This is a genomic window from Sphingomonas phoenicis, assembly GCF_047238005.1.
Taxonomy (GTDB): Bacteria; Pseudomonadota; Alphaproteobacteria; order Sphingomonadales; family Sphingomonadaceae; genus Sphingomonas.
In genome coordinates, this window is the sequence record NZ_JBDFMC010000002.1 from 373,183 (window position 1) to 396,833 (window position 23,651).

Here is a 23,651-nt window from a genome sequence, read left to right on the forward strand (position 1 = left end):
GGCGCTCGATCAACTCCCACCCGCCTTTGGCAAACTGCTCTGCGAACTCAGGCGGACAGGGAGGGATCGCCTTGGTGGAAGGCGGGCGGTATCCGATCATGCGTCTATGACCCCCAATTCGGCTTCAGCAGCCAGTTCCAGAAACTCGGCACGGACGTTGGGCTGGGCGCGGTTCCACGCGCGCTGGATCGCCATCAGCTGGTGATGCTCCCAGTCGTCGTCGATGAGGGTGCCTTGGCCGATCTCTGCCCGCCGCTTCACGGCTTCGACGCGGGTTTCGCGCTCGTCGAGGTGGCCGGCGCTCGCAGCCTTCAACAGCGCCATGGCATCGCTGGTGGGTAGACCGGCAACAGCCTCGTGATGTTCGAACGTCAGGCTGGTGTCGCGCATGTGCGGCGGGAAGGCAGCGGCGACCTTGGCCGCGCTCTTCAGCGCCTTGGGCGCGATACCCAGCTCGTCCGCGAGAAAGTCGAATTCCGCCTGATGCCCGAACTGCTCACGGCCGTCTGCGATCCAGTCGGCCAGTTGCCATTCGATCGCGGTACGCTTCGTCAGCAGATCCTTGCCGGTAGACAGCCAATCCGTAAAGCCAGCGGGGGGCGCGGCCGCTTCGATGGTGGCGAGTGCGTTCATGCCCGCTGTCTCCGATGATCCATGTTAATTCTTGCTCGGCTGCCACGACACCACGTCGCCCGGTGAGGCTCCCCCGAACTTGGGATCGTCGAGGCTCCACCGGTACTTGGAGGGATCGACTGAACGGGCGATGGTGCCGTTGCGGAAGCGGATGTCGACAAGCTCATGGCGAGGCGCGCGGCCAGTGTTGTCGGGCACATCATGCCGCCTCTGCCGCAGGCGGAGCGGATGGTGCTTCGGGGTCGATGCCGAAGAGGCGGATATAATCCTCGCGGGTCGGCTTGCGTGACGGGCGATCGGGATCAGCGGTTGCCGGCATCTGCGTCGGCTGGCTCGCGTAGCTGGCGGGCTGCTCTTTCGCGTAACTGCCGACGCGATAGCGCTTAAGGATCTCGGTTGCCTCTTCAGGCGTGCAAACCTTCTTCTCTGGCTCAATGTGGCGATTGTCGAGCGGCGCGGAGCGCTGCGCCTTTCGCCACTCCCACGTGTCCTGCACCTCATCCATGATGGCGGGGATGATCTTGCTGGGGTGATCGGCGCGGCGCTTGGCGGCATCGCACCCGCGGCGCAGCAGATCGGTCGGCATGCCGCGCAGAGCTTCGGTCGCAGCCCGGAGCCATTCGATGCGGCCTTCCTCGTTCATGCCGACGCCGCCCACCAGTGCGAGGCAAGGTGCTACCGCGATCGTGATGTCGTTCGCCGTCGCGGGCGTCAGGTTGTGCAGGTTGCGGGCGACTTCAGCCGCCACCGATGACGCGGAGTGCTGCGCGAGCTGTTGGCCCGAGCCCGTCGCCTGATTGTGGCCTGCCGTGCGTTGGATTTCGTTGCGCATGTCGTGGTCCGTCCGATGGGTAGTTGATCGATCCCCAGCCCTTGGCTGCGGCAAGCTGGACGAGCCGGCCGGGAGGCCAGTCGTTGTCGGCCAGGTTCGCGAGGTCGTTCAGCACACCCTCTCGCGCCGTTTCCGAGTTGGTCAGACGCTTGCGCTTCCGGTTTGCGAGGAAGTCCGACCAGTGCCGAGGATCAACACCATCCGGGCAAGCCCATGCTCGGGTCGCGCTCGCGGGGCTCGTGGGTGTGTGTACGGGGGTGGGGTTATTGGAGGGGTCTGGGGAGGAAGAAGGGGAGGGGGAAACGACCGTGACTGTCCCGGCTGTGTCACGTGACTGTCCCGTGACTGTCCCGGCCCGCTGACGACGCTTGCGTTCGCGATCGCCAGCGCGGCGAGCCTCAATATGCGCGTCCTTCTCTTCCAGCGCGCGCACGGCGAGGATGATGGCCTCCATAGGAGCGCCAGCAGCGGCCATCGCTTCCATGAGGGCGGATACGGTCACGCGGCCTTCACCTTCCGCTTCTTGCGGACGCGAGGCGGGTACAGGGTGATGACGACGCCGGGGTGCGTGGCCTCGACCAGCTTCTTCTTGAGGTTGAAGACGGGGGTGGTGACGCCTTTGACGTCCTCGACCACGCGTACGCCGCCCTTCCACCAGGCGAAGTCCGCCCGGTACTTGCACATCAGCTTGCCATCGATCTCGACGCGGAACTCGGGCTGATGCTCAAGCTCAGCGATGTGGCCCATGTCCTCCAGCGCGCGAAGGTCGTCGCAGCGCGCGGCTTCCTTCTTGCTGTCGTGGACGTGGCCACCAGCGCAGGGCGTCTTGATGGCCCGGTATTTTGAGGCACCGGCCATCAGAACGTCACGTGCCGCATGGCATATTCATGGCGCAGCTGGTCGACCTTGGGCTGGGCGCGGGCGAAGCGCTTGGCCTCATTCGACGCCGGCCGGGACAGTCGCTCGCGACGACGCGCGGCAATGCTGTCCTCGATGTCAGCGACCAGCGGGTGCCGAACAGGCGCGGCCTGACCGGCGAGGATGCGTGCGATCAGGCCGCGCATGGTCAGATCATCCCCAGCGCGGAGAGGTACACCTCAAGGATGGCCTCTTCCTCCTGATACTCTTCCTTCCGCTTCTTGCGGATGGCGAGGATCTTCCGGATGGCCTTGGGGTCGTAGCCGCGACCCTTCGCCTCCGCGAACACGTCCTTGATGTCGTCGCTGATGCCCTTCTTCTCTTCCTCAAGCCTTTCGGCTCGTTCGATCAGAAGGCGCAGCTCGTCGGCAGCAACCTGGCCACCCGCAAAATTCTCAACGCGTTCGTCAGACATAGGTATTCTCCCTTGTGGATTAGGCTGCGAGGCCGACCGTCGCGCAGGTGGCGCGGAAGCTATCGGCGTTGGTGATCCAGTGCTGTCCGGTGATCAGGTGACGGCGCAGCAGCTCGGCAGAGGCGGAGCGGGCGTCCGCCACCATCTCGGTGTCGAGCGCGACGACCGGGGTATCGCGGAACGGCACGTGCACGTCCGGCAGCTTGGCCTTGGTGCAGGTGGTCAGTCCCAGCGCCGGCAGCGTCACGATGCGGTACTTCATCCGCTGTGACTCCACCCGGATCAGCCCCTTGAGGCGCAGGCTCTTCATCATGCCGCAGACGGTGCGCTCGTTGAGCTTGAGCCGGGTCGCCATCTGCCGGTTAGTGGGGCAGGGGAGTGCGCGGCGGGCGCAGTCGGCCAGCAGCGTGTACAGCGCGGCCTCGTTGACGGTGGGCTCCATTACGACACCACCCGGGCGTAGTAGCCCTTGTTGCGCCGGCCATGGGCGCCGTAGCGAACCGGCAAGAACTTCAGCGGCTCGACGACGACGACCGGTGTCGCGCCGCCAAGGTCCACCAGCTCACGGCGCTGGCAGCCGTGCATGATGCGGTCGATGTTCATGCCGCCCTCCGCGTGTCATGCTCGTCGACGATGCCCTGCATGGCGGGGATCAGCGGGCGGAACAGCTCAGCCAGCACCGCCGTGTCGATGTGGCAGCGACGGCCATCCTGAATGCGGCGCAGGAACTCGGTCACGCCGTTCGACAGGCCGGCGACCAACTCCAGATCATTGGCCGCGGCTGACCGGTGCGGGCACAGCGAGAAGCCGTATTCCGCCAGCACCTCGTCGAGCGCGGTCGGATCGACCAGCAGCGCATTGAACAGGTTGTGAGCCTCGGGGAGGTTCTCGCCGCCACACCCGCGGGTGATCAGCTTGGCGTCTACCTCCATCCGCTCAGCCATCACGGCCTTGCCGACGACAGGCCAGATGCGGCCCCATGCTTGCGCTACGAGACGCCCGAACTTCGCCTTGGAGAGCGGCGCGTCGGGACGGACATTGCCCGTTATCACAGGTTATCTCCGATCATATGGAATTGGTCGATCATCCCCGCTGGCAGCAGGCCCCGAAGGAGCGACGAGTCGCGTACGCTCGGGCCCTGCTGTTCGCGTTCTTCGTGGACGCTGTGGTCGATCGCTGGCGCGACACCGGCGAACACAGCGTCAGGACAGGAACACAGGATCTCGCGGCAGGACCGGCAACGGTTCTCAGCGGGCGGGTAAGCCCCGGCAGCACCCAGGGAGGAGACGCTGCCGGGGCGCCCATGCGCGGTAACGGGGATGTAACCCGCGCTGGGATGGGGGGAGGTCATGCGGCCTCCCGCGCGTCTGCGGAGCAAAGCTGATGCATCAGGTGCTCACCGATGAACCGAGTGTACGCAGGGGGGATGGCTTGGCAGAGTTCCGCCAGCGTCATCCAGTCGATGCCCATCGCGCGGCGGGCGTCCTCGACCGTGAAATCGGGCACGCCTTTGTCGAACTTGCGGCGGCTGTCGCGCGCGCCTTCGCCGTAGATGCCGATGGTGCGCGCGCGGCGGCGATTGCGAGCATGTCCACCGTAGACGCCGATCGTATCGCGCTGTCCGTGCTGGCATTGCGGGACGAAGGTAATCGGGTGGCTCAACTCGAACAGGCGGTGACGCAGAAGGTCAGCGTCATCGACCCCCAGGCCGAACATCGTGCCGCACAGCGTGATTGGGTGGACCAGCGGCGCACCGACAACGTTCTCGATCGCCCACGGCAGGCCGGCGCGCTGGAGAAGCGCACGGGTCTGAGGCACGAGGTCGTCATGCTGACGAGCGTTGTGCATCGTCTTCATGGCGGTATGCGCCTGACACGGCGGGCTGGCGTGTATGGCGTCGAAGTCAGCGATCTCGCCGGTTTCGATCAGCAAACGCAGATATTCCAGTGCGTCAGCTTGTATGAACTTGAAGGGATAGCGTGGCTGCCGACGAAGGTCGACACCGACCACATCGAAGCCCACTTGATGATAGCCCATCCCTGCGCCGCCAGCGCAGCAGAACAAGTCGAGCAATCGTGGACGGCTCATGCCTGCTCACCCGCTGGCGGGGTGGGGAGGGGCGCGACCGGATCATCAGCGCGGTTGAGGTCGTAATGAAACCGATAACCGGCAATCAGGCGACGAAACTTTTCCCGCGTGCAGATCAGCAGGCGGCGCTTTCCGAACGCTCGACCAGTCGGGTCAATCCAACGACGCGTATAGAAGACGCGGGTCGGGAAAGAACCCGGCTGGAACACGTCAACGACGGTGATTTCCTGCCAGCCCTCGCCATCCGCGCCGTAGCTGACGTCATCGTAGCCAGACTCGGCGATGGTGCCCGGTTGCCACGAAGCAACAGTTTCGTAGCCGTCCTCGCCGATCGATTCGAAGGTCGTGCGGACGAACGGATAGCGCACCAGATGCACGTCACCTGTACTGATGAGGTGCTGGGTCATGCGATTGACTCCGGCATGGATGCGGGCAGTGTCGGTCGATGGACGAGGACGCTCTTTCTGACGACGCCAAGCGGACGGCGCGGCTGCTCTGGCGAGAGCGCGTGCGGAACAAGTGCGAAGCGCGAGGGCTCGCGCAGATCGAGTTTGAGCTTGCCCGCACCACCGACCCGGACAGCTTCAAGGCCGTCGCGATGCGCGAATGGGTCGCGGACCAATATGCTGCTCGCGACCGCGCGAGCCGCGATGTCGCGCTTCAATCGGAGCGGGAGGCCCGGATGGAAGCCTCCAATTTGGAAAGCCTCCAGATCGCGAGAAGCGCGAAGAACGCCGCGTGGGCAGCTGCGATCGCAGCAATTATCGCCATTGTCGTCGCAGTCATTGTGCCATTCCTCGCAGGATAGAGGCTGGTGATGCGCGCTCATGCTGCGCGAGCCTCGGATGGCACATGAGCCTCCAACGCGATCAAGGTGGAAGCGCTGGGGTTCCAGCGCGCATCCTCCACGCCTTGGAGAGTGTTCGGATGAAGCCCGGCCTGCTCGGCAAGACCTTTCTTGGTCACGCCGGGGCGCTTGAGATGCGCTCGGATGCGCTCGATGGTGCTTGTAACCATGAGGCAGAGATAAACACATCGCGATGTGATTTACAAGCCTACAATCACATCATGATGGGGAAAGTGCGTGATATCGATCGGGACATGAGCCGCACTCCCGACGAACGCCGCGAAATTCTGCGCACCTTCATGCAGGAGCATGGGCTGAAGGTTGCACGTTGGGCGAAGGACGCGGGCGTCAGCGCCAATTCGATCTACAACTTCTTGAACGATCAGGGGTCGAACAGCCTCAGCGCGATCACGTACGGCAAGCTGGCGCGGGCTGCTAAGGTGCCTGTCTGGCAGCTTAGCGGTGATGAACCGGAGTCCGCGAGCCCGACCGCTCTATGGGTGGTCGGCTATGTCGAGGCCGGCGCTTTCAGGGATGCGGTTGAGTGGGATCAATCGCGCTGGTATGCCATTGATGTGCCTGTGCAACCGCGTTTTAGGAAGAATGCCAAGGCCCTAGAGGTCCGTGGCCCTTCGATGAATTTGGATTACCCGCCTGGTTCGGTGGTGATCTGGGTCGACATGCTGGACGCTCGCCCCCCACGGGATCGCGACCACGTGATCGTCTATGCGCATTCGCTCGACGGCGAGATCGAAGCGACGGTGAAAGAGCTGCGGATCGTTGATGGCAAGCAATGGCTGTGGCCGCGCTCTACCGACCCCGCCCACCAATCCCCAATCGACGTTGCAACCCCCGGCGATCACGTATCGTGGATCGAGGTCAAGGGCTTGGTGGTCGGTGACTACCGTCAGCGGCACATCTAAATTTCACACCGGAATGTGATTTTGGGCTTGTAGAACACATCGCAATGTGATTTATAGCTCTCAACGCGGCGCAGTGCCGCGATTGGGAGAAGCACCTTGCAACTCACCCTCGAACAGAAAGAGCGGTTTGCCGAACTGGCACCGCGCGGCGATCCGAAGGCTTGCTGGCTTTGGCGTGGTCATCGCAATTCCAAAGGCTACGGTCAGTTCCGGCTGACCGCCGTTCGCCCCTACAAGCACGTTACCGCTTCTCGGATTGCGTGGGCGCTGGCCAACGGCCGTCAGTTCCCGGCGGATCTGCTCGCCTGTCATAGCTGCGACAATCCCTGTTGCGTCAACCCGGCTCATATCTGGCCGGGCACGCACCGCGAGAACGTGGCCGACATGCTGGCAAAGCGTCGTGCGCCACGTCGGGGCGCCAACCTCGTAAGTGCCGACCATTGTCGCAACGGCCACGCTCGCACCGCCGATAACACCATCATCCGCAACGGTCGTCGCTGCTGCCTTACCTGCCGCAAGGCAGATAGCCAGCGTCGGGTTCGTGCGGGCTACTTCATCAACCGCCGCGCCTCGCTGAAGGCGCAGGCCCCATCCGCCTGACGGCAGGGAGAAACCCGGTGGACATCACCCCCAACATCGACAGGCTTGAAGCGACGCTGGTCGCTGTCGGAGCCAACCCGACCTTCAGCTATCAGCTTCGTGATGCCAGCTTTGGCAACGAGCGCACTGGCTTCTTCACGGTCACGTTCAATGTGCGGGAAGACCTGCGTTGCGCCATCGGTCAGGGCGACAAGCTGGCCGACGCATTGAAGGCCGCTCGCGCTGACGCTGCCGCGCTATTGACCGAGGTCAGCGTTGCCGATCTTGAGGCGGTGGCGGCATGAACGCCCCGTTCCGCCCCATCACCGCAGCGCCTGAGCCGACTGTCCTCGACAGCATCAAGCGCCTCATGGTCAACCGCTCGCATCGTGAGCAGGTCGAGTTGATCCGCTTCCTCGCGGACGAGCTGTCCTTTTCGCACGGTGCCGACAAGATTGCGCACGGCTGCGATCGGGTCGTCAGCGACCTCGACGACGAGCAGATCACCATCGACTGCGGCGGTACGCTTCCCCGTGACGCGTGGAACTACGCCCGCATGGAGGACACGTTCTCCGCTCCCCTGAACCAGATCACGGGAAGGGTGGCATGAGCTTCAGCGATCGTCATCTGTACGCATTCGTGCACGAGCGTTGGGACACGCTGCCGGACACCCGTTTGGTTGCCGCGACCGACAGCTTCTACTCCGCCGATGAACTGGCGAAGGCTCTGGCCCGCCGCGCGGACGCCAAACAGTCCTACGTCATCACCGACTTGCTCACTGGCAAACAGGACACGTGGACCCGCGCCCGTGTCGATGAGCGCGACAATCCGACTGTAGGGGCAGAGGCATGAGCGACATGATCGACATGTACCGCGATCTCAGGGACATGCGCCGTATGATCCGCGCGCGGTTCGGTGCGCCGTGCCCGCGATGCCAGCAAGAGCAGCCGCTACGGCAACCAACCCTGCTGACGCCGGGCGGCAAGTGCCGTGTGCATCGGCCGGCCTATCGCGACCCGCGTCCGGAACTGACGCAGGCTGACTACGACACGCTCGGAGGTGACGCCTGATGTTCCGCTTCATCACCCGCACAGAGCATGACCGTGTGGTCCGTCAGCTTGCCGACAGCGACAGCGCCAACCGGAAGCTGTTCAACGCCAACGTCAAGCTGATCCGCGAGCGCAACGATCTGCGCGCCCAGCTGGCCAAGGTCCACACCACTCGCGGCCCCGGTGGTCGCTTCGTCAAGCGCGAGGAGCGCCAGTCATGAAGGTCTATCAGGCAATCGCCGCTGTTCAGGGCGAGATGGCGCGCGACGGTATCGGCAAGGACCGGCGCAACAGCCAGCAGGGCTATAACTTCCGCGGCATCGACGACGTGTTCAACGCGCTGTCGCCGCTGCTGTCGAAGCATGGCCTGTGCATCTTGCCGCGCTGCATTGAGCGGAGCCAAGTCGAGCGCACCAGCGCCAAGGGGGGCGCGCTGTTCTACACCACCGTCGATGTCGAGTTCGACTTCGTGGCGGCAGAGGACGGCAGCAAGCATACGATCCGCGTCCCCGGCGAGGCGATGGACAGCGCCGACAAGTCGACGAACAAGGCGATGTCGGCAGCGTACAAGTATGCCGCCATGCAGGCGTTCTGCATCCCCACGGAAGGGGACAACGACGCCGATGCCACCACGCACGACGTAGCGCCTCGGCAGCAGCCGCGCCACGATCCGGTCAAGCCTGAGGCGAAGATCACAGACGAACAGCGGCAGCAGATGATGGACCTAGCCACGGCAAAGAACATCGACGCCCGGGAAATCTGTGAAACCGGCAAAATTCCCTCCGTGAAAGATCTGCCAGCCGCTCGGTTCAAAAGGCTGATGGATTGGCTGGCTATGCAGCCGAAGCGCGAGCTGGCGCCGGCGGGCGGACAGGCGAGCGCTGATCTCGACGACGAAATTCCGTACTAAGGAGCCCTGACAGTGGCAACGAACCTGCGCGCCGTCATCGGCGGTAACAATCCACCCGACCCCATCGATCTCGCGCTCGCGCCTTACGGCGACGTTCTGGAGGAGGTCACCAACTGGCTGGACGGTGCAGTCGTCGAGAACGACGGCCAACTGAAGGCAACCGACGATTTGCTGAAGTCGCTAAAGGCGGCGCGCAAGGCTGTCGATACCGCGCGCGACGACTGCACCAAGCCGCTGCACGAGGTGTGGAAGGCCGAGGTAGCGCGGTGGAAGCCGACCCAGGATGACCTCGACCGGCAGGTGAAGTGCCTCGTCGCCGCGCAGTCGCCCTACAAGGCAAAGCTCGCTCAGGAGAAGGAAGAGGCACGGCTGAAGGCTGAGGCTGAAGCCCGCGCCAAGGCTGAGGAAGCGCGGCAGGCGCACCTTGCCGCCAACGCAGCCAGCATCGCGGAACAGCGGGCAGCCGATGACCTGCTGAAGGAAGCGGAGGAGGCTGCCAAGCAGGCAGCGCGTGCCGCGAAGGATACCGTCAAGGGTATGCGGACGGTGCAGGTCTACGAGATCGCCGATCACCGCGCCGCGCTCAACTGGATCGCTCGCAACGACCGCGGGGCGGTCACCGCCTTCATCGAAGAATACGTGCGCCGCAACTTCAAGCTGCGGCCGATCGACGGCGTGATCGTCGACACTCGAAAAGAGGCTTTTTGACATGACCGATATCAAGTTTGCTCGCGATTACGGGTATGCGCCCGGCGCTCCTTTCTGGCTTGTGTGGAACGAGGACGGCCGCTCGCCGGTCGTGAAGCACGCAAGCCGCGACGTTGCTGAGGCGGAAGCTGCCCGCCTCGCGTCCGTCAACATGGGACGTACCTTTCACGTCCTAGCTGTCATGTCGTCGATCACCACCTCCGCGGAAGTGGTTGGCACCCGGTTTGATCCGTCGCGGGCCCACTACCCTGACGTTGAAGTCGCTGCCCCGCTTGATCCTCCTGCACCGGCATTCGTGTCCGCTGAAGATGAGGTCGCGTTCTGATGGCCGGCAGCGTGAACAAGGTAATCATCGTCGGCAATCTGGGGCGTGACCCCGAGAGCCGAGCTTTCCAGAATGGCGGTAAGGTGGTGAACCTCCGCATCGCCACGTCGGAAAGCTGGAAGGACAAGGCTACCGGCGAGCGCAAGGAGAGGACCGAGTGGCATTCGGTCGCCATCTTCAACGAAGGGCTGGCGAACGTCGCGGAGCGGTTTCTGCGCAAGGGCAGCAAGGTCTACATCGAAGGCGCGCTCCAGACCCGCAAGTGGCAGGACCAGTCGGGTGCGGACAAGTACAGCACCGAGATTGTCCTTCAGAGCTTCAGCAGTGTCCTGACGATGCTGGACGGCCCGACTGGCGCGGAAGGTGGCCGGGGGCAGGCTCCCGCGCCGATCGCTGACGGTGGCGGCTTCGATGACGATACCGACTTCGGGGCGCCATTCTGATGCTCCCGCAACGCCTCCCCAAGAAGCCTAAGCGCGCCACCCGCTGGCGGTCGCAAGCTCATTGCACTTTTGTCCGCGGTTTCGCGTGCAGCATGTGCGGTGCCGTCGCTCCGATCGAGGTGGCGCACGTCCGCCTCGGGTCGGGCGCCGGCATCGGCCAAAAGCCTGATGACTGGCGCACGGTCAGTCTGTGCGGTGGCCGCGATGGCTGCCACGCTCGCCAGCACCGGATTGGCGAGGCCACCTTCTGGCGCGGCAAGGATGTCGAAGCGCTGATCCGCGCCTTCATCGCAGCCAGCCCCCGCCGCGCGCAAATCCAGCAAGAGCAGCAGGAGAGGGCCCGTGGCTAACTTCCCCATCGTCAAGCTGCTGGGCGACACCCAGCGCGCCTACGCTCACCGCATCATCGACCAGGCACCGCTTGGCTACACCGTCAAGGTCGGTGCCGAGACACGCCGGGACGCGCAGAACCGCAAGCTGTGGCCGATGCTGGCTGACCTGCAAAAGCAGGTGCCCGCCATGGCAGCGTTCAGCGCGGACGATATCAAGCTGCGTTTCCTGAACGCGCTGGGAGCCGAGATGCGCTTCCTGCCGACGCTGGAAGGGCAGGGCATGTTCCCGATCGGGCTGCGCTCCTCGACGCTGACAGTCGAGCAATTCTCCGCGCTGGTCGAGCTGATTTATGAATTTGGCGCTCGCCACGACGTGCGCTGGTCCGAACCCCATCATGAAAGGACTGCCGCGTGACCGCATCCGTCCACAAGAGCGCGCCCGACCAGGCGCTGCTTACGCCGACGCAGACCCCGTGGCAGCGTGAGCGGAGTCGCGGACGAATCCAGCCGATGGAAGCACCGCTCGCCCCCACCCGCCAGCGCGACAGCTGGGCCGTACGCTACCAGTACGTGCTGACGGCAGCGATTGTCTTCGGGCTGATTATCTGGATCGCAGCACGATGACCCGCGACGAGATCAACTCCATCGGCGCCATGCTGGCCAGCCTGCGCCACGCTGACGAGAAGTCGGTCACGATCGGCTTTGCGGCACATGCCGGCTGCTCCGACACGCCCAACGGCAGCGTCAGTGCGACCGTAGAGGCGGACGGCCACAGCGCAACCAGCGAGGCAGTGGCGCTCGACGACGCGCTGCACCTGGCCCGCGCCAAGCTCGCCCGGGAAGGCGAAGGAAGCCGCCGCCATCGCCCGCACCAAGACGGGAGAGGGGGAATGAGCGTAGCAGCGAAGTCCACCGATTGGCATCGCGGCTGGCACATCAGCAAGTCGTTCTTCGGCTACTGGTTCCAGCATCCAGGCTTTGATCCGGACAACGTCAGCGATTGGCGCCACGGCTACGCGACTAGTGTCGAGGAAGCCCGTCACGAGATTGATCGCCTCCTTGAGGAGGATGCGGAGTGGACTGCCGCATCCCAGCTTCTGGCCGCTCGTCAGGACCCCAGCGCATGACCGCCCCCGCAACCCCGAGCAACGCCGGGAGCCCGAACGTAGGGGAGGGGGTGCTGTTCCCGTGCCCGTTCTGTGGCGGCAAGGCATCCATGCGGCCCGACGATAGTCACTCTACGGCCTGGATTATTGAGTGCATGACCCGAGCGCAATGCCCGATCCATGATCGAGAATTGTGGGCCGTTAGTAAGCCGGCTGTCATTGCAGAATGGAACACCCGCGCCACCAGCCTCACAGTACCGGCAATCCCGGTGGATCGGCTGCGAGAGGTACTGTTCGATGGCACGAAGATCATGTCGCCAAGCGAACGCGTGCAATGGATCGAGCGCGCTAAGGCGGTGCTGCGGTGAGGAAGCCCAGTAAAATCGCTCGTGCAAGAGCAGCGGAGATCATCGCCACCCTCGCCGGTGGAAGCCGCTCGCTCACCGACATCATTGCGATAGCATACGAACGCGGCCTCACTGACGCTGCCGAGGTCTTGGGGAAAATCAATGACCGATGAACAACTGACGGCCTTGGCCGAACGCTTCTGCGCGACTCCGCTTCCTGCCACCGTCTGCTCCGATGGATGCGCGGTCATGCCCAACTATCCGCACCAGCGATACGGCACCAATCTGCTGACCGTGGCTGAGGCTAAGGAGATGCTAGCCGCCGTCATCGCCGCATCCCCCGCCTACACGCCGCGTCCGAAAATCCCTGCCGGCATGAAGGCATGGGCGGGCGGCGATAGTGCGCCTGCGGATTGGGATGGTGGAAAGGTGCTGCTTCGAGACGGTACGCTGAATAACGATGGCGAATATGAATCAAGCTGGTGTCACAACAACAGCCTGTTCCGAAGCACTGATGTTTCAGACCTAGACATCATCGCCTACACGCCCCGCGCCACCAGTCCCACAGTACCGGCAATCCCGGTGGATCGGGAGTGGCTCATGGTGCCGGTAGAGCCGACAGAAGCGATGCGTGGAGCAGGAAGCCGCGACGATGGCGTGGCCTATGACCATGAACATCAGGCGATCGGTGTTCATTCTCACGTCGTCTGGTCCGCCATGCTCGCCGCATCCCCCGCCTACACGCCGCGTCCGAAAATCCCGGCGGGCATGGTGCGCTGGAACGGAGGTGATAGCGCGCCTGCGGACTGGGATGGGGGGCGTTGCGCCTACAACGGCTATCCCGGCGAGATCGGCACGGTTAGCAGCCGGAACAGTGCGGCGTGGCGCGCTGATAGCAGCCATAGGGTCATCGCCTACACGCCGCGTCCGGTTGAGGGAGAGACTGATACCGTCGCGTTCGTGCAAGAATGGCTGATGAATGCCGACTATGACCCCACGCAGTTCGACAAGGACTTTGCAGCCGCCATCGATGCGCGATGCGCCGCCCGACCCGTCGAGGCGGGAGCGGGGAAGCTGGCGGAGGTGGAGCGGCTGCGGGAGGTGCTTGCCGAGGCAACGCCCGTGCCTTGGCGAATGGAACACGGTGCGATCAGCGCCCACATCCATCAAGTCGATGGCCTTCACTGGCTGGCAAGTTGCGTGATCGGTCATGGCGATTGGCACGACCCAGCCCAGTCGCGTGGTGTCAAGGATGCGCGGCTTATCGTGGAAGCTGTCAATGCGCTGCCGTCGCTTCTCGCAGCCCTGACCACACCGGCGGGCGGGATCGCGGAGGGTGGGCGATGACGCTGTTGTATTACGGGCTCCGTTACATGATGGCGGAATACGCATACGCAGCGTTTCGCGGTCCAACGACCTATTCCATCAGGCTGAATGAGCGCGCTGCTTTCTGGTATCAGAAGTGGATCGACGCAACCGCTCCTGATCGGGAGAAGGGGGCGTGAGCTTCTGGATGCCAAAGGTCGGTGATCGCGTCCAGTGGCGCAATCTTCTCGGCACTATTTCTGACACCTACTGGGCGCATCGCGACCGCTTTACCGTTCAGTTTGACGACGGCAGCGAAAGCGATTTCGGCTGCGAATCCCTGCGCTACATTCCGCCTCAGGAGCCCCGCCCATGACCACCCCTTCGATCGAAGAGGTAGCCCGGAAGCTGACCAAGGCGCAGCGGGAGGCGATAGTAAATGCTCGTCTGCCTTCAGCTATGGCCACGACTGTTTGCGCTGATGGGTGGCCGGCAGCTTGCGAAGCGCTAATCCGGCGCGGATTGGCTTCAACACCTTGGTATAGGCTCACCCCGCTCGGCCTCGCCGTCCGCGCCCATCTCACCGCTGGAGCCATCCATGACCGATAACAAGCATGCCGAGGCGGTGGAGGCATTCCAGAGCCGCGTTCAGCCGTGGATGCTCGCCTGCTTTGGTGCGGAGATCGCCGCGGACGGGGTGGAGCGCAACCACCGCTTTCTGGAGGAGGCGTTAGAACTCGTCCAGTCGACCGGCTGCACCGCCAGCGAGGCGCACCAGCTTGTCGACTACGTGTTCGGTCGTGACGTGGGCGAGCCAGCGCAGGAGGTAGGCGGTGTCATGGTGACGCTGGCCGCTCTGTGCCTCGCCCATGGGCTCGACATGCATGCTGACGGCGAAACCGAGCTGGCCCGCATCTGGACGAAGGTCGAGAAGATCCGCGCCAAGCAGGCCGCCAAACCGAAACACTCGCCGCTGCCGCAACATGTCGCCGCCCTGAACACCCGCCCCGATGTAAAGGCGATGAGGGAGGCTTGCGCACGGGTGGCGGACAATCTTGCGTCGGAGTGCATACTGAAGGCGGAAGATCCGAAGTATGCAGACCGCCGTGACCTTTGGCTCGCTAGGTCGTGGGGCGCCGCAGCCTGTATCAATCGCATCCGCTCCATCCCGGTTCCCACCAGTGGTGAGGGAGGGGCTTCGTGACCGCCGCGGCCAAATTCAAGCAGTCCGATGTCACCCGAGCCCTCCGCGGTGCAATTCGCGCCGGCATGCCCGTAGGCAAGGCGTTCATCGATCCGATTACCGGCCGCATCGAAATTGAGATGGCGAACGTGCTACCGGCTCACCGCGGCAACAGCTGTGACGACATCCTGCGGTGAAGAAGACCCGTCGCTTCCTGCCGGCCGGGGTGTCCCGGTACAAGGACCGTCATGGCCGCTGGCGCTACCGGTATCGGCGCGTCGGGCATCCTGGCGGGCATTTCACGTCTGAGTTCGGATCGCCCGAGTGGCTGGCCGAGCTGGCTGAGTTCGAGAAGCCGCGCGAGGGAGCCGCGCCTCCGAAGAAGGAGGTTGCCGGATCGATCGGGGATCTAGTCCGCCGCTATATGGCAGTGCCCACTAGGCTGGGCCCGACCGCGGTCACTCAGGGCAAGATCCGGTCAGTGCTTGGCCGGTTCAAGGACGATCACGGCCACCGCATGGTAGCGGACTTCACCTTCGAGCATATCGACAAGCTGATCGAGCGGGCGGGCGTCAAGGATACCGTCCAGACAGCGCGCGGGCCCCGACCGATCGGTGGCCTCCACGCCGCCACCAAGCTGCGGAAGGAGCTGGTTCGCCTGTTCGACTTTGCGATCAAGCTGAAGATGCGGCCCGATAATCCCGCCAGCCAGTCCGACAAAGTGAAGAGGCCGGTTGGCGAGGACAAGGGCTATCACAGCTGGACCGAGGCTGAGATCGCACAATACCGCGCTCGCCACCCGCTCGGCAGCCGAGCGCGGTTAGCCATGGAATTGATGCTCTGGACCGGCCAGCGTCGCAGCGACGCCCGCACCATGGGCCCTGCGGACATCGTGGACGGCCGAATCGTCGTGGAGCAGGGCAAGACCGGCAAGACGCTCGGTCTGGCGGTCGCCCCACGGCTGCTGGAGGCGATTACCGCCATGCCGCACGTCGATGACGCGCCGGCCTACCTGCTGACGAATCGCGGTAAGCCGTTCAGCCGGGCCGGGTTCGGCAACAAGATGCGCGAATGGTGCGACCAGGCTGACCTGCCTCAGTGCAGCGCCCACGGGCTCCGCAAGGCGATCATGCGCCGGATGGCTGAACTCGACATGGGCAACCAGACACTGAAGGCCGTGTCGGGCCATAGCCGGGATGAAGAGGTCGCGCTGTACACGAAAGCGGCCAACCAAAAGACCATGGCAGACGACGCAATCCATCGGCTTTCCGCTTGGGAAGCGTCTAACCGTCTGCTAGAATCTTGTCTAACCTCGCCGCAACCCCCTGTTACGGAGGCATAAATGCAAACGGGTGGCTCCCTGAGTAGGATTCGAACCTACGGCCGCTCGATTAACAGTCGAGAGCTCTACCGCTGAGCTATCAGGGATCGTTGCCGTGAGCTGCTCTATAACTGTCCGGAACGGCGATGCAAGCCCGTTGCGTCACCATTGTGAACAAGCCGGGTCAGGCGATGAACTGCTCCATCGTGATCCGGTCGTCGAGGGCGTGTTCCGGATCGAACAACAGGGTCAGTTCGTGCTGACGGTCCATGCAGATATCGACCCGTGCGACGTCGCGCACCTCGCGCTGGTCGGCGACGGCGGAGACGGGACGCTTGCCTGCGTCGAGCACCCGCAGCGTGATGCGCGCCTTGTCCGGCAGGATCGCGCCCCGCCAGCGCCGCGGTCGAAAGGCACTGATCGGGGTGAGGGCGACCATCGCCGAGCCGAGTGGCAGGATCGGCCCCTGCGCCGAGAAATTATAGGCGGTGGATCCCGCCGGGGTGGCGACCAGAATGCCGTCGCAGGCAAGCTCGGGAAGGACGATGCGGTCGTTCACCGTTACCTCGAGCTGCGCAGTCTGGCGGGTCTCGCGCAGCAGCGACACCTCGTTGATCGCAGGCAGGGTGTGGATACGCCCATCGATTCCCATCGCGGTCATCGCCAGCGGCGTGACCTTGAAGGGACGGGCACGTGTCAACCGTTCCTCAAGCCCGTGCCGCCGCCACTCGTTCATCAGGAAGCCGACCGTGCCCAGGTTCATCCCGAATACGGGCACGGGTGGCGCCCGGCGTTCCAGCATACGGTGCAGCGTCTGAAGCATGAAGCCGTCGCCGCCCAGGGCGATCACGACATCGGCTTCTTCGGACCGAACCCAGTCAGCCGCGTCCGCCAGCTCGGCGGCGGCGGCCTGAGCCTGGGCCGTGGGCGATGCGGCGAGCGCCCACCGCGCGTACGCGCTCATCCGCCGGTCACGCTCATGTGGCGCGCGACGGCGGGCGCCATACCGGCTTCCATGCGGAAGTCGTGGCGGGCGGGCTTGCGCCCCAGTCCCTGATCGATCGCGGTATCCAGCGCCGCCAGCCCACCATCGCGAAGCGCCGCCTTCAGATCCACCTGATCGTCATGCCCCAGGCACATGTACAACTTGCCCTCGGTCGTCAGCCGGACACGGTTGCAGCCGTCGCAGAAATTGGCCGTCAGCGGAGAGATCAGCCCCAGGCGTGTTGGCGTGCCCTCAACCCGCCAATATCTGGCCGGGCCACCGCTGCGATGCGCGTCGCGAACCAGCGGGAACTGCGCCGCCAGCCGCTCGAAAGCGACGGTCAGCGGCAGGAAACGATCGACACGGTCCTCGTCGATGGCGCCAAGCGGCATCGTCTCGATCAGCGACAGGTCGATGCCCTCGTCCACGCACCATTGCAGGATTGCCGGCAGTTCGTCCTCGTTCAATCCGCGTAGCGCGACGGTGTTGAGCTTGACGCGCAGCCCCGCATCCCGCGCGGCGCGGATACCGGCGATCACCTGGCTGACATCGCCGTGGCGCGTGATGTAGCGGAACCGCTCGGCATCGAGGCTGTCGAGGCTGACGTTGACGCGCCGCACGCCGGCATCGACCAGCGCCGCGGCATGATCCGCAAGCCGGGTGCCGTTCGTCGTGAGCGTCAGTTCCTGCAAGCCATGACCGACCGACCGTCCCAACCGCCGGATCAGCTCGCCGACATCGCGCCGTACCAACGGCTCACCGCCGGACAGGCGGATCTTGTCGACGCCGCGCGCCACGAACCGCTCCGCGATTACCGCGATTTCCTCAAGGCTCAACAATGCGGATCGCGGCAGGAAGGTCATCTGCTCCGACATGCAGTAGCGACAGCGCAGATCGCACCGGTCGGTTACGGATATCCGGAGATACCGGATCGTCCTTCCATGGACATCAACGAGGCCGCGACCGGCAGCATCGGGCAGGGCGGGCGGAGGATTCATCACGCTGGAGCTAGGACGCATGCCGAACCGGGGCAAGGGCGGATCGACCGCCGCATTGAGGATGCGCGCATCCGCGTCTACGGTCAGAGATGATGACATACATGCAAGCCGAACGCGCGGTGGCGCTGGTCGATGCACGCGATCGCGAGATGGCGGCTCTGGCCGAGGTCCGCGAGCGCGCCGACGGTGGCGAGGTGCTGCTGGTCATCACCGTCGATGCGGCGATGGCGGACCGGTTTCTCGACGCGGGGGCGCATGCCTTCGTCGCCAACCCCCGGGATGATGCCGAAGTCGAGACCGCCCTCCGTTATGCACGCCGGGCGGGACGAAGCGAGCGGCGCGTCTTGCGGGCCCTGCGCGGGGAAGAGACGGGCGCGTTGGTCGCGTGGCTGGAGCGACGGATAGACGGGGCACAGTCCTGCACGGTCGTCGCGGTGGCGCTTTCCAGGCTGGATCTCGTCAATGCGGCTCATGGCCGGCAACGGGTCGATGCCGCGATCACGGCAGCGGCCGATCGGATACGGCAAGCATTGGGCGACGACACCGTCGTCGCGCGGTCGGGCGGCGACATCTTCCTCGTCGCCACCGCGGGCGATCGGGCGGGAACCGCCGCTGCGGCAGTGGGGCAGGCACTGGCCCGGCCCTTCAATCTCGACGACGCGACCGTGATGATCGGCAGCCGTGCGGGTGCCGCGGCGATGGAAGCGGACGACGACGCCCAGATGCTGGTTGCGCGGGCCGTAGAGGCACTGGATGCGGCGCGGGGCAGCGACGGCAGCACCGTGCGGATCGCCCCACCCGACCAGATCGCCACGCTCGATGCCCTGGCGGCGGACCTGCATCACGCCGTGACGCGCGGCGAGATCGAGATCGTCTTCCAGCCGCAGGTAGAGATCGCCACCAACCGTATCGCCGGAGTCGAGGCGCTGGCCCGCTGGACGCATCCGGTGCTCGGCCCGATCGGTGCGGACATGCTGTTCGCCGCGGCCGAGCGAGCCGACCTGGGCATCGCCCTGTCGGACCATATCCAGGAGCTGACGTTGTCGCGCGCGGCGCGATGGCCGCGATCGCTGGGACATTTGCGATTGTCGCTGAACCTGACGGCGGCCGATGTGTCGCGAGCGGGGTTCGCCGCGCTGTTCCTCAGCCGGGTGGACGCCAGCGGCTTCCCGCGCGGCCGCCTGACCGTCGAGCTGACCGAGACAGGGATGATCCACGAACTGGAGCGTGCCGCCACATTGCTGGCCGAATTACGCGGGGCGGGTTGCCGGGTGGCCATCGATGATTTCGGCACGGGATATTCGAGCCTCGTCTACCTCAAGGCATTGCCGCTGGATTATGTGAAGATCGACAAGGCGCTGGCCCGAGACATCGCCGGCGATCCACGTGACCGGGTCGTGATCCGGGGGGTGATCGAGATCGCCTGCGCGCTCGGCCTGGCGGTGATCGCCGAGGGCGTTGAAACGCCGCAGCAACTGGCCCTGCTCACCGCCGAGGGGTGCGGATGGTACCAGGGCTTCCTGCGGGCAGGCGGCCTCGACGAAGCCGCGCTCGTCGCGATGGTCGAGGGCGAACGCTGAACGACGGGCATCGCCCGTCGCCCACGTTCATGACATCGCCTTAGCTAGTCCCTTCGACAGCTGCAGCGCGCCGTGCAGGCGGGATTTCGAGTCGGGCCAGGCCCGTTGCAGCACCAGTTTTGCATCCGGGCGCAGCTTCGCCACACCGTTCAGGCGGTCGACATAGGCGAGCAGCCCGGTGACGTTGGGCGGCTTGTCGTCGTGGAAGGCCACCAGCACGCCCTTCACCCCGACGTCCATCTTGGCGATGCACGCACGCTTTGCATTCAGCTTGATCTCGATGACGCGGATCAAGTTCTCCGTCGCCTCGGGCAGAGGGCCGAAGCGGTCGATCATCTCGGCCGCGAACGACTCGATCTCCTCGCGCTTCTCCAGGTCGTTCAGGCGGCGATACAGACCCATTCGCAGGTCGAGATCGGGAACGTAATCGTCCGGGATCAGGATCGGCGCATCGACCGTGATCTGGGGCGAGAAGTCCCGGGGGCGCTGGGCCAGCCCGCCGGCCTTCGCATCCATGATCGCCTCTTCCAGCATCGACTGGTAGAGTTCGTACCCCACTTCCTTGATGTGGCCCGACTGCTCGTCGCCGAGCAGGTTGCCGGCGCCACGGATGTCGAGATCGTGGCTGGCGAGCTGGAAACCGGCGCCAAGCGAATCGAGGTCGCTCAGCACCTTCAGCCGCTTGTCGGCCGCCTCGGTCATCTGCCGTTCCGGCGGGGTGACCATATAGGCATAGGCGCGGGTCTTCGACCGGCCGACCCGACCGCGCAGCTGATACAGCTGGGCCAGGCCGAACCGGTCGGCGCGGTTTATGATCATGGTGTTGGCGGACGGAATGTCGAGCCCGCTCTCGATGATCGTGGTCGAGACCAGCACCTCGAACTTCTTGTCGTAGAAGGCGCTCATGCGCTCCTCCACCTCGCTGGCCGACATCTGCCCATGCGCGATCACGTACCGGATCTCCGGGACCTCGGCGCGCAGGAAATCCTCGATGTCCGGCAAGTCGGCGATCCGGGGCGTGACCAGGAAGCTTTGCCCGCCGCGGTAATGTTCGCGCAGCAGCGCCTCGCGCAAGACGACCGGATCCCATGGCATGACGTAGGTCCGCACGGCGAGGCGATCGACGGGCGGCGTCTGGATGACGGACAGTTCGCGCAGGCCCGACATCGCCATCTGCAACGTCCGCGGGATCGGCGTGGCGGTCAGCGTCAGCATATGGACGTCTGCCTTCAGCGCCTTCAACCGCTCCTTGTGGGTGACGCCAAAGCGCTGTTCCTCGTCGACGATGACCAGCCCCAGCCGCTTGAACTCGACCCCCTTCGCCAAAAGGGCGTGCGTGCCGACGACGATGTCGAGCTGCCCAGATGCGGCACCTTCTTTCGTCGCCTTCGTCTCGGCGGTACCGACCAGCCGGCTCATCCGGCCGATCTTCAGGGGAAACCCCTCGAATCGCTGGACGAAGTTGTTGAAGTGCTGACGTGCCAGCAGCGTCGTCGGACAGACGACCGCGACCTGCATCCCCGCCATGGCCGCCACGAATGCCGCACGCAGCGCGACTTCGGTCTTGCCAAAGCCGACATCGCCGACGACCAGCCGATCCATCGGCTTGCCTGCCGCCAGATCATCCAGCACGTCGGTGATCGCGCGATCCTGATCGTCGGTTTCCTCGTACGGGAAACGATCGACGAAGCTGGGGTAGCCGGCGCTGTCCGGCTCAGCCACCTCGCCAAGCCGCAGGGCTCGCTCCGCGGCGACGGCGATCAATTCCCCGGCGATCTCGCGGATGCGCTCCTTCATGCGGCTCTTGCGCCGCTGCCATGCCTCGCCGCCCAGCCGGTCGAGCGCGGCACCGTCTTCCCCGGACCCGTACCGGGTCAGTACCTCGAGGTTCTCGACCGGGACGTACAGCTTGTCGCCGCCGGCGTAGGACAGGGCGACGCAGTCATGCGGGCTCTTGCCCACCGGAATCGAGGTCAATCCCTCATATCGACCGATGCCATGATCCGCATGGACGACCAGATCGCCCGGCGACAGCGTCGCCAGTTCGGCCAGGAAGGCATCCGCGGACTTGCGCCGCTTGTTGCGCCGGATCAGCCGGTCACCCAGCATGTCCTGTTCGGTGAGCACCGCAACGCCGGGCGCGGTAAACCCATGGTCCAGCGGCAGGACGACCAGTGCCACGCCGAAGCTCTTCGACGTGTCGGCGGCGGCGAGCGCCTCGTGCCAGGTTTCCGCCTGCTTGCCGCCCTTCAGGCCGTGATCGGCGAGCAGACTGCCGAGCCGTTCACGCGCGCCGATCGAGTAGCTGGCCAGCACGGGCTTGCGCCCGTCGCGTCGCGATTTCTCGATATGTGCGACCACGGCCTCGTAGACATTGGCCTGGTTCGCCCGTTCCGGTCCGAAATCGCGGGGACCGTCCACGTCGAAGTCGAGCACGCTGGCGCTTGCCGGCTCGTGGAAGGCGGTCGTGAGATGGGTGGCGGCAGTGATCGCCGACCATTCCTTGTCGTCGATGTACAGCGCACGGGCGGGCAGGGGGCGATAGCTGCCGGGCTGCGCCGCCTCGGCACGCTTGCGGTTCTCGTAATAGTCGGCGATCGCTTCCAACCGGCCCACCGCCGCGGCAGCGACGCCGGCGTCGCGGATGATCACCGTATCACCAAGGTGGTCGAACAGCGACGCCAGCTTCTCCTCGAACAGGGGCAGCCAGTGCTCCATGCCGGCGAGACGGCGTCCGTCCGACACCGCCTGATAGATCGGATCGCCAGTGGCCGTGGCGCCGAACGTCTCCCGATATCGGGTGCGGAACCGCTTGATCGACTCTTCGTCCAGCAACGCCTCGGACGCGGGCAGCAGGGTGAAGCCGTCGATCCGGCCGGTCGTCCGCTGGTCGGCGGGGTCGAATGTACGGACGCTCTCGATCTCGTCACCGAAGAAGTCGAGCCGCAATCCTTGCGTCTCGCCACTGGGGAACAGATCGACCAGTCCGCCGCGCACGGCATACTCGCCCTGGTCGTGCACCGTTTCGGTCCGCACGTATCCGTTCGCCTGCAACAGCCCGGCCAACCGGTCGCGACCGATCCGCTCGCCGGGGGCAAGGGAGGCAACGAGCTGACGGATGCGAAACGGCGTCAGCACGCGCTGCGTTGCCGCGTTGGCCGTGGTCAGAACCAGTTGCGGGCGTGTACGCTTGCCCTGAAGACGGTGCAGCGCCGCGATCCTGTCGGCCATCACGCGCAGGGTCGGCGAGGCGCGATCGTAGGGAAGACAATCCCAGGCCGGGATCATCAGCACCTCGATCTCGGGCGCGAAGAAGGGGGCGGTGGAGGCGATCGCGCGCATCGCCGCGTCATCGGGAGCGATGAACAGGATGCGTCCCGCCGCACGGACCAGATCGGCGAGCAGCGATGGCTGGAACCCGGTAGGTACGCCGGCGAGGGTCAGCGGCGTTTTGGCGGCAAGGATGGCATTCAGATCGGGCAAGGCTGTTGGTCCGTCGTCGGATGGAGGAACGCGTCGTCCTGCCCGTGCAGGACAGCCGCCGTCAGGAAGGAAGCTTCACGAAATCCAGCGCGCGCATGCCGTGCATCATGGCGCCGTCCCATTCCGGCGGGCAGGGGATCGAGCCGATCGCCCAGCCCATGATGTCGACGTCCTGCTCCTCCAGCAGTGCCTCGAACCAGTCGAGCTCGGCCGGGGTCCAGCGCGCGTGATGCGCGTCGAAATAGCCGCCGATCATCAGATCGGCCTCGCGGGTGCCACGGTGCCAGGCGCGGAAGCGCAGGCGCTTGATGCGAATGTCGTGGTCCACCGGCAAACTCCAA

At 65.0% G+C, this 23,651-nt stretch carries 41 protein-coding genes and 1 tRNA gene; 25 read left to right on the forward strand and 17 right to left on the reverse strand.

Going from position 1 to position 23,651, the window contains the following annotated elements; genetic code table 11:
• Positions 1-96 precede the first annotated feature (96 nt).
• From ABC319_RS02605 to ABC319_RS02655, 12 genes are all read right to left on the reverse strand, one after another.
• Positions 97-633 carry a hypothetical protein gene (locus tag ABC319_RS02605; protein WP_413068737.1) on the reverse strand — a complete coding sequence of 179 codons (537 nt, stop codon included), beginning with the start codon at positions 631-633 and terminating at the stop codon, positions 97-99.
• Positions 634-657: 24 nt separating this feature from the next.
• Complete coding sequence (locus tag ABC319_RS02610; RefSeq protein ID WP_413068738.1) at positions 658-831, reverse strand: hypothetical protein; 174 nt, start codon at positions 829-831, stop codon at positions 658-660.
• A gap of 1 nt (position 832) precedes the next feature.
• Complete coding sequence (locus ABC319_RS02615; protein ID WP_413068739.1) at positions 833-1,465, reverse strand: hypothetical protein; 633 nt, start codon at positions 1,463-1,465, stop codon at positions 833-835.
• Positions 1,371-1,949, reverse strand: a complete 579-nt coding sequence (locus ABC319_RS19845) for a hypothetical protein (RefSeq protein ID WP_488199616.1) — start codon at positions 1,947-1,949, stop codon at positions 1,371-1,373. Before ABC319_RS19845 ends, ABC319_RS02615 begins: the two co-directional genes overlap by 95 nt.
• A gap of 14 nt (positions 1,950-1,963) precedes the next feature.
• Entirely contained in the window at positions 1,964-2,323 is a 360-nt protein-coding gene (locus ABC319_RS02620; protein WP_413068740.1) for a DUF1064 domain-containing protein, read from the reverse strand.
• Positions 2,323-2,529 (reverse strand): hypothetical protein, encoded by a 207-nt coding sequence (locus tag ABC319_RS02625; RefSeq protein ID WP_413068741.1) that lies wholly within the window; start codon positions 2,527-2,529, stop codon positions 2,323-2,325. Before ABC319_RS02625 ends, ABC319_RS02620 begins: the two co-directional genes overlap by 1 nt.
• A 2-nt stretch (positions 2,530-2,531) precedes the next feature.
• A complete protein-coding gene (locus tag ABC319_RS02630) occupies positions 2,532-2,798 on the reverse strand; it encodes a DUF2312 domain-containing protein (protein WP_413068742.1) in 267 nt (88 codons plus the stop codon).
• Positions 2,799-2,817: 19 nt separating this feature from the next.
• The gene (locus tag ABC319_RS02635) at positions 2,818-3,240 is read right to left on the reverse strand and encodes a hypothetical protein (protein ID WP_413068743.1); all 423 of its coding nucleotides are present in this window, start codon (positions 3,238-3,240) and stop codon (positions 2,818-2,820) included.
• Positions 3,240-3,401 (reverse strand): hypothetical protein, encoded by a 162-nt coding sequence (locus ABC319_RS02640; protein ID WP_413068744.1) that lies wholly within the window; start codon positions 3,399-3,401, stop codon positions 3,240-3,242. Before ABC319_RS02640 ends, ABC319_RS02635 begins: the two co-directional genes overlap by 1 nt.
• The gene (locus tag ABC319_RS02645; RefSeq protein ID WP_413068745.1) at positions 3,398-3,850 is read right to left on the reverse strand and encodes a hypothetical protein; all 453 of its coding nucleotides are present in this window, start codon (positions 3,848-3,850) and stop codon (positions 3,398-3,400) included. Before ABC319_RS02645 ends, ABC319_RS02640 begins: the two co-directional genes overlap by 4 nt.
• Before the next feature lie 295 nt (positions 3,851-4,145).
• Positions 4,146-4,886, reverse strand: coding sequence for a DNA cytosine methyltransferase (locus tag ABC319_RS02650; protein WP_413068746.1), 741 nt, complete (start codon positions 4,884-4,886; stop codon positions 4,146-4,148).
• On the reverse strand, positions 4,883-5,293 hold the full coding sequence (locus ABC319_RS02655; protein ID WP_413068747.1) for a hypothetical protein: 411 nt from the start codon (positions 5,291-5,293) through the stop codon (positions 4,883-4,885). Before ABC319_RS02655 ends, ABC319_RS02650 begins: the two co-directional genes overlap by 4 nt.
• A gap of 38 nt (positions 5,294-5,331) precedes the next feature.
• On the opposite strand from ABC319_RS02655, the gene ABC319_RS02660 reads away from it, so the two are divergent.
• The 23 genes from ABC319_RS02660 to ABC319_RS02770 all read left to right on the forward strand — a co-directional run bounded on the left by ABC319_RS02660 (position 5,332) and on the right by ABC319_RS02770 (position 16,285).
• Positions 5,332-5,694, forward strand: coding sequence for a hypothetical protein (locus ABC319_RS02660; protein ID WP_413068748.1), 363 nt, complete (start codon positions 5,332-5,334; stop codon positions 5,692-5,694).
• Between the two features lie 119 nt (positions 5,695-5,813).
• Positions 5,814-6,656: a LexA family protein gene (locus tag ABC319_RS02665; RefSeq protein WP_413068749.1), complete on the forward strand. Its 843-nt coding sequence runs from the start codon at positions 5,814-5,816 to the stop codon at positions 6,654-6,656.
• Between the two features lie 96 nt (positions 6,657-6,752).
• Complete coding sequence (locus tag ABC319_RS02670) at positions 6,753-7,256, forward strand: HNH endonuclease family protein (protein WP_413068750.1); 504 nt, start codon at positions 6,753-6,755, stop codon at positions 7,254-7,256.
• A gap of 17 nt (positions 7,257-7,273) precedes the next feature.
• Positions 7,274-7,540, forward strand: a complete 267-nt coding sequence (locus ABC319_RS02675) for a hypothetical protein (protein WP_413068751.1) — start codon at positions 7,274-7,276, stop codon at positions 7,538-7,540.
• Positions 7,537-7,845 carry a hypothetical protein gene (locus ABC319_RS02680; RefSeq protein WP_413068752.1) on the forward strand — a complete coding sequence of 103 codons (309 nt, stop codon included), beginning with the start codon at positions 7,537-7,539 and terminating at the stop codon, positions 7,843-7,845. The genes ABC319_RS02675 and ABC319_RS02680 overlap by 4 nt, the downstream gene beginning before the upstream one ends.
• Positions 7,842-8,087 carry a YdgH/BhsA/McbA family protein gene (locus ABC319_RS02685; protein WP_413068753.1) on the forward strand — a complete coding sequence of 82 codons (246 nt, stop codon included), beginning with the start codon at positions 7,842-7,844 and terminating at the stop codon, positions 8,085-8,087. Before ABC319_RS02680 ends, ABC319_RS02685 begins: the two co-directional genes overlap by 4 nt.
• Positions 8,084-8,305 (forward strand): hypothetical protein, encoded by a 222-nt coding sequence (locus ABC319_RS02690; RefSeq protein ID WP_413068754.1) that lies wholly within the window; start codon positions 8,084-8,086, stop codon positions 8,303-8,305. The genes ABC319_RS02685 and ABC319_RS02690 overlap by 4 nt, the downstream gene beginning before the upstream one ends.
• Complete coding sequence (locus tag ABC319_RS02695) at positions 8,305-8,505, forward strand: hypothetical protein (RefSeq protein WP_413068755.1); 201 nt, start codon at positions 8,305-8,307, stop codon at positions 8,503-8,505. The genes ABC319_RS02690 and ABC319_RS02695 overlap by 1 nt, the downstream gene beginning before the upstream one ends.
• Positions 8,502-9,194, forward strand: a complete 693-nt coding sequence (locus ABC319_RS02700; protein WP_413068756.1) for an ERF family protein — start codon at positions 8,502-8,504, stop codon at positions 9,192-9,194. Before ABC319_RS02695 ends, ABC319_RS02700 begins: the two co-directional genes overlap by 4 nt.
• Positions 9,195-9,206: 12 nt before the next feature.
• The gene (locus ABC319_RS02705; protein ID WP_413068757.1) at positions 9,207-9,902 is read left to right on the forward strand and encodes a hypothetical protein; all 696 of its coding nucleotides are present in this window, start codon (positions 9,207-9,209) and stop codon (positions 9,900-9,902) included.
• 1 nt (position 9,903) lies between these two features.
• On the forward strand, positions 9,904-10,227 hold the full coding sequence (locus ABC319_RS02710) for a hypothetical protein (RefSeq protein WP_413068758.1): 324 nt from the start codon (positions 9,904-9,906) through the stop codon (positions 10,225-10,227).
• A complete protein-coding gene (gene ssb / locus ABC319_RS02715) occupies positions 10,227-10,670 on the forward strand; it encodes a single-stranded DNA-binding protein (RefSeq protein WP_413068759.1) in 444 nt (147 codons plus the stop codon). Before ABC319_RS02710 ends, ssb begins: the two co-directional genes overlap by 1 nt.
• Positions 10,670-11,020, forward strand: coding sequence for a hypothetical protein (locus tag ABC319_RS02720; protein ID WP_413068760.1), 351 nt, complete (start codon positions 10,670-10,672; stop codon positions 11,018-11,020). Before ssb ends, ABC319_RS02720 begins: the two co-directional genes overlap by 1 nt.
• Positions 11,013-11,417: a recombination protein NinB gene (locus ABC319_RS02725; protein WP_413068761.1), complete on the forward strand. Its 405-nt coding sequence runs from the start codon at positions 11,013-11,015 to the stop codon at positions 11,415-11,417. The genes ABC319_RS02720 and ABC319_RS02725 overlap by 8 nt, the downstream gene beginning before the upstream one ends.
• Positions 11,414-11,626, forward strand: a complete 213-nt coding sequence (locus ABC319_RS02730; RefSeq protein WP_413068762.1) for a hypothetical protein — start codon at positions 11,414-11,416, stop codon at positions 11,624-11,626. Before ABC319_RS02725 ends, ABC319_RS02730 begins: the two co-directional genes overlap by 4 nt.
• Positions 11,623-12,129, forward strand: a complete 507-nt coding sequence (locus tag ABC319_RS02735) for a hypothetical protein (RefSeq protein ID WP_413068763.1) — start codon at positions 11,623-11,625, stop codon at positions 12,127-12,129. The genes ABC319_RS02730 and ABC319_RS02735 overlap by 4 nt, the downstream gene beginning before the upstream one ends.
• Positions 12,126-12,476: a Lar family restriction alleviation protein gene (locus ABC319_RS02740; protein WP_413068764.1), complete on the forward strand. Its 351-nt coding sequence runs from the start codon at positions 12,126-12,128 to the stop codon at positions 12,474-12,476. Before ABC319_RS02735 ends, ABC319_RS02740 begins: the two co-directional genes overlap by 4 nt.
• Positions 12,477-12,617: 141 nt before the next feature.
• A complete protein-coding gene (locus ABC319_RS02745; RefSeq protein ID WP_413068765.1) occupies positions 12,618-13,802 on the forward strand; it encodes a hypothetical protein in 1,185 nt (394 codons plus the stop codon).
• Entirely contained in the window at positions 13,799-13,960 is a 162-nt protein-coding gene (locus tag ABC319_RS02750; protein ID WP_413068766.1) for a hypothetical protein, read from the forward strand. The genes ABC319_RS02745 and ABC319_RS02750 overlap by 4 nt, the downstream gene beginning before the upstream one ends.
• Positions 13,957-14,136, forward strand: a complete 180-nt coding sequence (locus tag ABC319_RS02755; protein WP_413068767.1) for a tudor domain-containing protein — start codon at positions 13,957-13,959, stop codon at positions 14,134-14,136. Before ABC319_RS02750 ends, ABC319_RS02755 begins: the two co-directional genes overlap by 4 nt.
• A gap of 222 nt (positions 14,137-14,358) precedes the next feature.
• Entirely contained in the window at positions 14,359-14,964 is a 606-nt protein-coding gene (locus tag ABC319_RS02760; RefSeq protein ID WP_413068768.1) for a hypothetical protein, read from the forward strand.
• Entirely contained in the window at positions 14,961-15,140 is a 180-nt protein-coding gene (locus ABC319_RS02765; RefSeq protein ID WP_413068769.1) for a hypothetical protein, read from the forward strand. The genes ABC319_RS02760 and ABC319_RS02765 overlap by 4 nt, the downstream gene beginning before the upstream one ends.
• Positions 15,137-16,285 (forward strand): tyrosine-type recombinase/integrase, encoded by a 1,149-nt coding sequence (locus ABC319_RS02770; protein WP_413068770.1) that lies wholly within the window; start codon positions 15,137-15,139, stop codon positions 16,283-16,285. Before ABC319_RS02765 ends, ABC319_RS02770 begins: the two co-directional genes overlap by 4 nt.
• 11 nt (positions 16,286-16,296) lie before the next feature.
• Here the strand turns inward: ABC319_RS02770 and ABC319_RS02775 are convergent.
• The 3 genes from ABC319_RS02775 to moaA form a co-directional block, all read right to left on the reverse strand.
• A tRNA-Asn gene (locus ABC319_RS02775) sits at positions 16,297-16,371 on the reverse strand.
• Between the two features lie 77 nt (positions 16,372-16,448).
• Entirely contained in the window at positions 16,449-17,228 is a 780-nt protein-coding gene (locus ABC319_RS02780; RefSeq protein ID WP_413068771.1) for an NAD kinase, read from the reverse strand.
• The gene (moaA, locus tag ABC319_RS02785; protein WP_413071591.1) at positions 17,225-18,247 is read right to left on the reverse strand and encodes a GTP 3',8-cyclase MoaA; all 1,023 of its coding nucleotides are present in this window, start codon (positions 18,245-18,247) and stop codon (positions 17,225-17,227) included. The genes ABC319_RS02780 and moaA overlap by 4 nt, the downstream gene beginning before the upstream one ends.
• Here moaA and ABC319_RS02790 point away from each other — a divergent pair.
• Both ABC319_RS02790 and ABC319_RS02795 read left to right on the forward strand, forming a co-directional pair.
• Entirely contained in the window at positions 18,191-18,340 is a 150-nt protein-coding gene (locus tag ABC319_RS02790) for a hypothetical protein (RefSeq protein WP_413071761.1), read from the forward strand. The two genes, moaA and ABC319_RS02790, sit on opposite strands and share 57 nt — an antisense overlap.
• An 8-nt stretch (positions 18,341-18,348) precedes the next feature.
• Positions 18,349-19,827, forward strand: coding sequence for a GGDEF domain-containing phosphodiesterase (locus tag ABC319_RS02795; protein ID WP_413068772.1), 1,479 nt, complete (start codon positions 18,349-18,351; stop codon positions 19,825-19,827).
• Between the two features lie 27 nt (positions 19,828-19,854).
• On the opposite strand, the gene mfd is transcribed toward ABC319_RS02795, so the two are convergent.
• A complete protein-coding gene (gene mfd, locus ABC319_RS02800; RefSeq protein WP_413068773.1) occupies positions 19,855-23,310 on the reverse strand; it encodes a transcription-repair coupling factor in 3,456 nt (1,151 codons plus the stop codon).
• A gap of 61 nt (positions 23,311-23,371) precedes the next feature.
• The gene (locus tag ABC319_RS02805; RefSeq protein ID WP_413068774.1) at positions 23,372-23,638 is read right to left on the reverse strand and encodes an FAD assembly factor SdhE; all 267 of its coding nucleotides are present in this window, start codon (positions 23,636-23,638) and stop codon (positions 23,372-23,374) included.
• Between the last annotated feature and the right edge of the window lie 13 nt (positions 23,639-23,651).

Bases quoted from the DNA above. Each gene is read 5' to 3' on its own strand.
- ABC319_RS02605 (WP_413068737.1), bottom strand. From the start codon at position 633: ATGAACGCACTCGCCACCATCGAAGCGGCCGCGCCCCCCGCTGGCTTT.
- ABC319_RS02740 (WP_413068764.1), top strand. From the start codon at position 12,126: ATGACCGCCCCCGCAACCCCGAGCAACGCCGGGAGCCCGAACGTAGGG.
- ABC319_RS02615 (WP_413068739.1), bottom strand. From the start codon at position 1,465: ATGCGCAACGAAATCCAACGCACGGCAGGCCACAATCAGGCGACGGGC.
- ABC319_RS02685 (WP_413068753.1), top strand. From the start codon at position 7,842: ATGAGCTTCAGCGATCGTCATCTGTACGCATTCGTGCACGAGCGTTGG.
- ABC319_RS02720 (WP_413068760.1), top strand. From the start codon at position 10,670: ATGCTCCCGCAACGCCTCCCCAAGAAGCCTAAGCGCGCCACCCGCTGG.
- ABC319_RS02735 (WP_413068763.1), top strand. From the start codon at position 11,623: ATGACCCGCGACGAGATCAACTCCATCGGCGCCATGCTGGCCAGCCTG.
- ABC319_RS02690 (WP_413068754.1), top strand. From the start codon at position 8,084: ATGAGCGACATGATCGACATGTACCGCGATCTCAGGGACATGCGCCGT.
- ABC319_RS02695 (WP_413068755.1), top strand. From the start codon at position 8,305: ATGTTCCGCTTCATCACCCGCACAGAGCATGACCGTGTGGTCCGTCAG.
- ABC319_RS02635 (WP_413068743.1), bottom strand. From the start codon at position 3,240: ATGGAGCCCACCGTCAACGAGGCCGCGCTGTACACGCTGCTGGCCGAC.
- ABC319_RS02665 (WP_413068749.1), top strand. From the start codon at position 5,814: ATGAAGCCCGGCCTGCTCGGCAAGACCTTTCTTGGTCACGCCGGGGCG.
- ABC319_RS02795 (WP_413068772.1), top strand. From the start codon at position 18,349: ATGCAAGCCGAACGCGCGGTGGCGCTGGTCGATGCACGCGATCGCGAG.
- ABC319_RS02700 (WP_413068756.1), top strand. From the start codon at position 8,502: ATGAAGGTCTATCAGGCAATCGCCGCTGTTCAGGGCGAGATGGCGCGC.
- ABC319_RS02750 (WP_413068766.1), top strand. From the start codon at position 13,799: ATGACGCTGTTGTATTACGGGCTCCGTTACATGATGGCGGAATACGCA.
- moaA (WP_413071591.1), bottom strand. From the start codon at position 18,247: ATGAATCCTCCGCCCGCCCTGCCCGATGCTGCCGGTCGCGGCCTCGTT.
- ABC319_RS02650 (WP_413068746.1), bottom strand. From the start codon at position 4,886: ATGAGCCGTCCACGATTGCTCGACTTGTTCTGCTGCGCTGGCGGCGCA.
- ABC319_RS02790 (WP_413071761.1), top strand. From the start codon at position 18,191: ATGGACATCAACGAGGCCGCGACCGGCAGCATCGGGCAGGGCGGGCGG.
- ssb (WP_413068759.1), top strand. From the start codon at position 10,227: ATGGCCGGCAGCGTGAACAAGGTAATCATCGTCGGCAATCTGGGGCGT.
- ABC319_RS02780 (WP_413068771.1), bottom strand. From the start codon at position 17,228: ATGAGCGCGTACGCGCGGTGGGCGCTCGCCGCATCGCCCACGGCCCAG.
- ABC319_RS19845 (WP_488199616.1), bottom strand. From the start codon at position 1,949: ATGGAAGCGATGGCCGCTGCTGGCGCTCCTATGGAGGCCATCATCCTC.
- ABC319_RS02620 (WP_413068740.1), bottom strand. From the start codon at position 2,323: ATGGCCGGTGCCTCAAAATACCGGGCCATCAAGACGCCCTGCGCTGGT.
- ABC319_RS02745 (WP_413068765.1), top strand. From the start codon at position 12,618: ATGACCGATGAACAACTGACGGCCTTGGCCGAACGCTTCTGCGCGACT.
- ABC319_RS02655 (WP_413068747.1), bottom strand. From the start codon at position 5,293: ATGACCCAGCACCTCATCAGTACAGGTGACGTGCATCTGGTGCGCTAT.
- ABC319_RS02710 (WP_413068758.1), top strand. From the start codon at position 9,904: ATGACCGATATCAAGTTTGCTCGCGATTACGGGTATGCGCCCGGCGCT.
- ABC319_RS02760 (WP_413068768.1), top strand. From the start codon at position 14,359: ATGACCGATAACAAGCATGCCGAGGCGGTGGAGGCATTCCAGAGCCGC.
- ABC319_RS02630 (WP_413068742.1), bottom strand. From the start codon at position 2,798: ATGTCTGACGAACGCGTTGAGAATTTTGCGGGTGGCCAGGTTGCTGCC.
- ABC319_RS02660 (WP_413068748.1), top strand. From the start codon at position 5,332: ATGGACGAGGACGCTCTTTCTGACGACGCCAAGCGGACGGCGCGGCTG.
- ABC319_RS02625 (WP_413068741.1), bottom strand. From the start codon at position 2,529: ATGCGCGGCCTGATCGCACGCATCCTCGCCGGTCAGGCCGCGCCTGTT.
- ABC319_RS02680 (WP_413068752.1), top strand. From the start codon at position 7,537: ATGAACGCCCCGTTCCGCCCCATCACCGCAGCGCCTGAGCCGACTGTC.
- ABC319_RS02640 (WP_413068744.1), bottom strand. From the start codon at position 3,401: ATGAACATCGACCGCATCATGCACGGCTGCCAGCGCCGTGAGCTGGTG.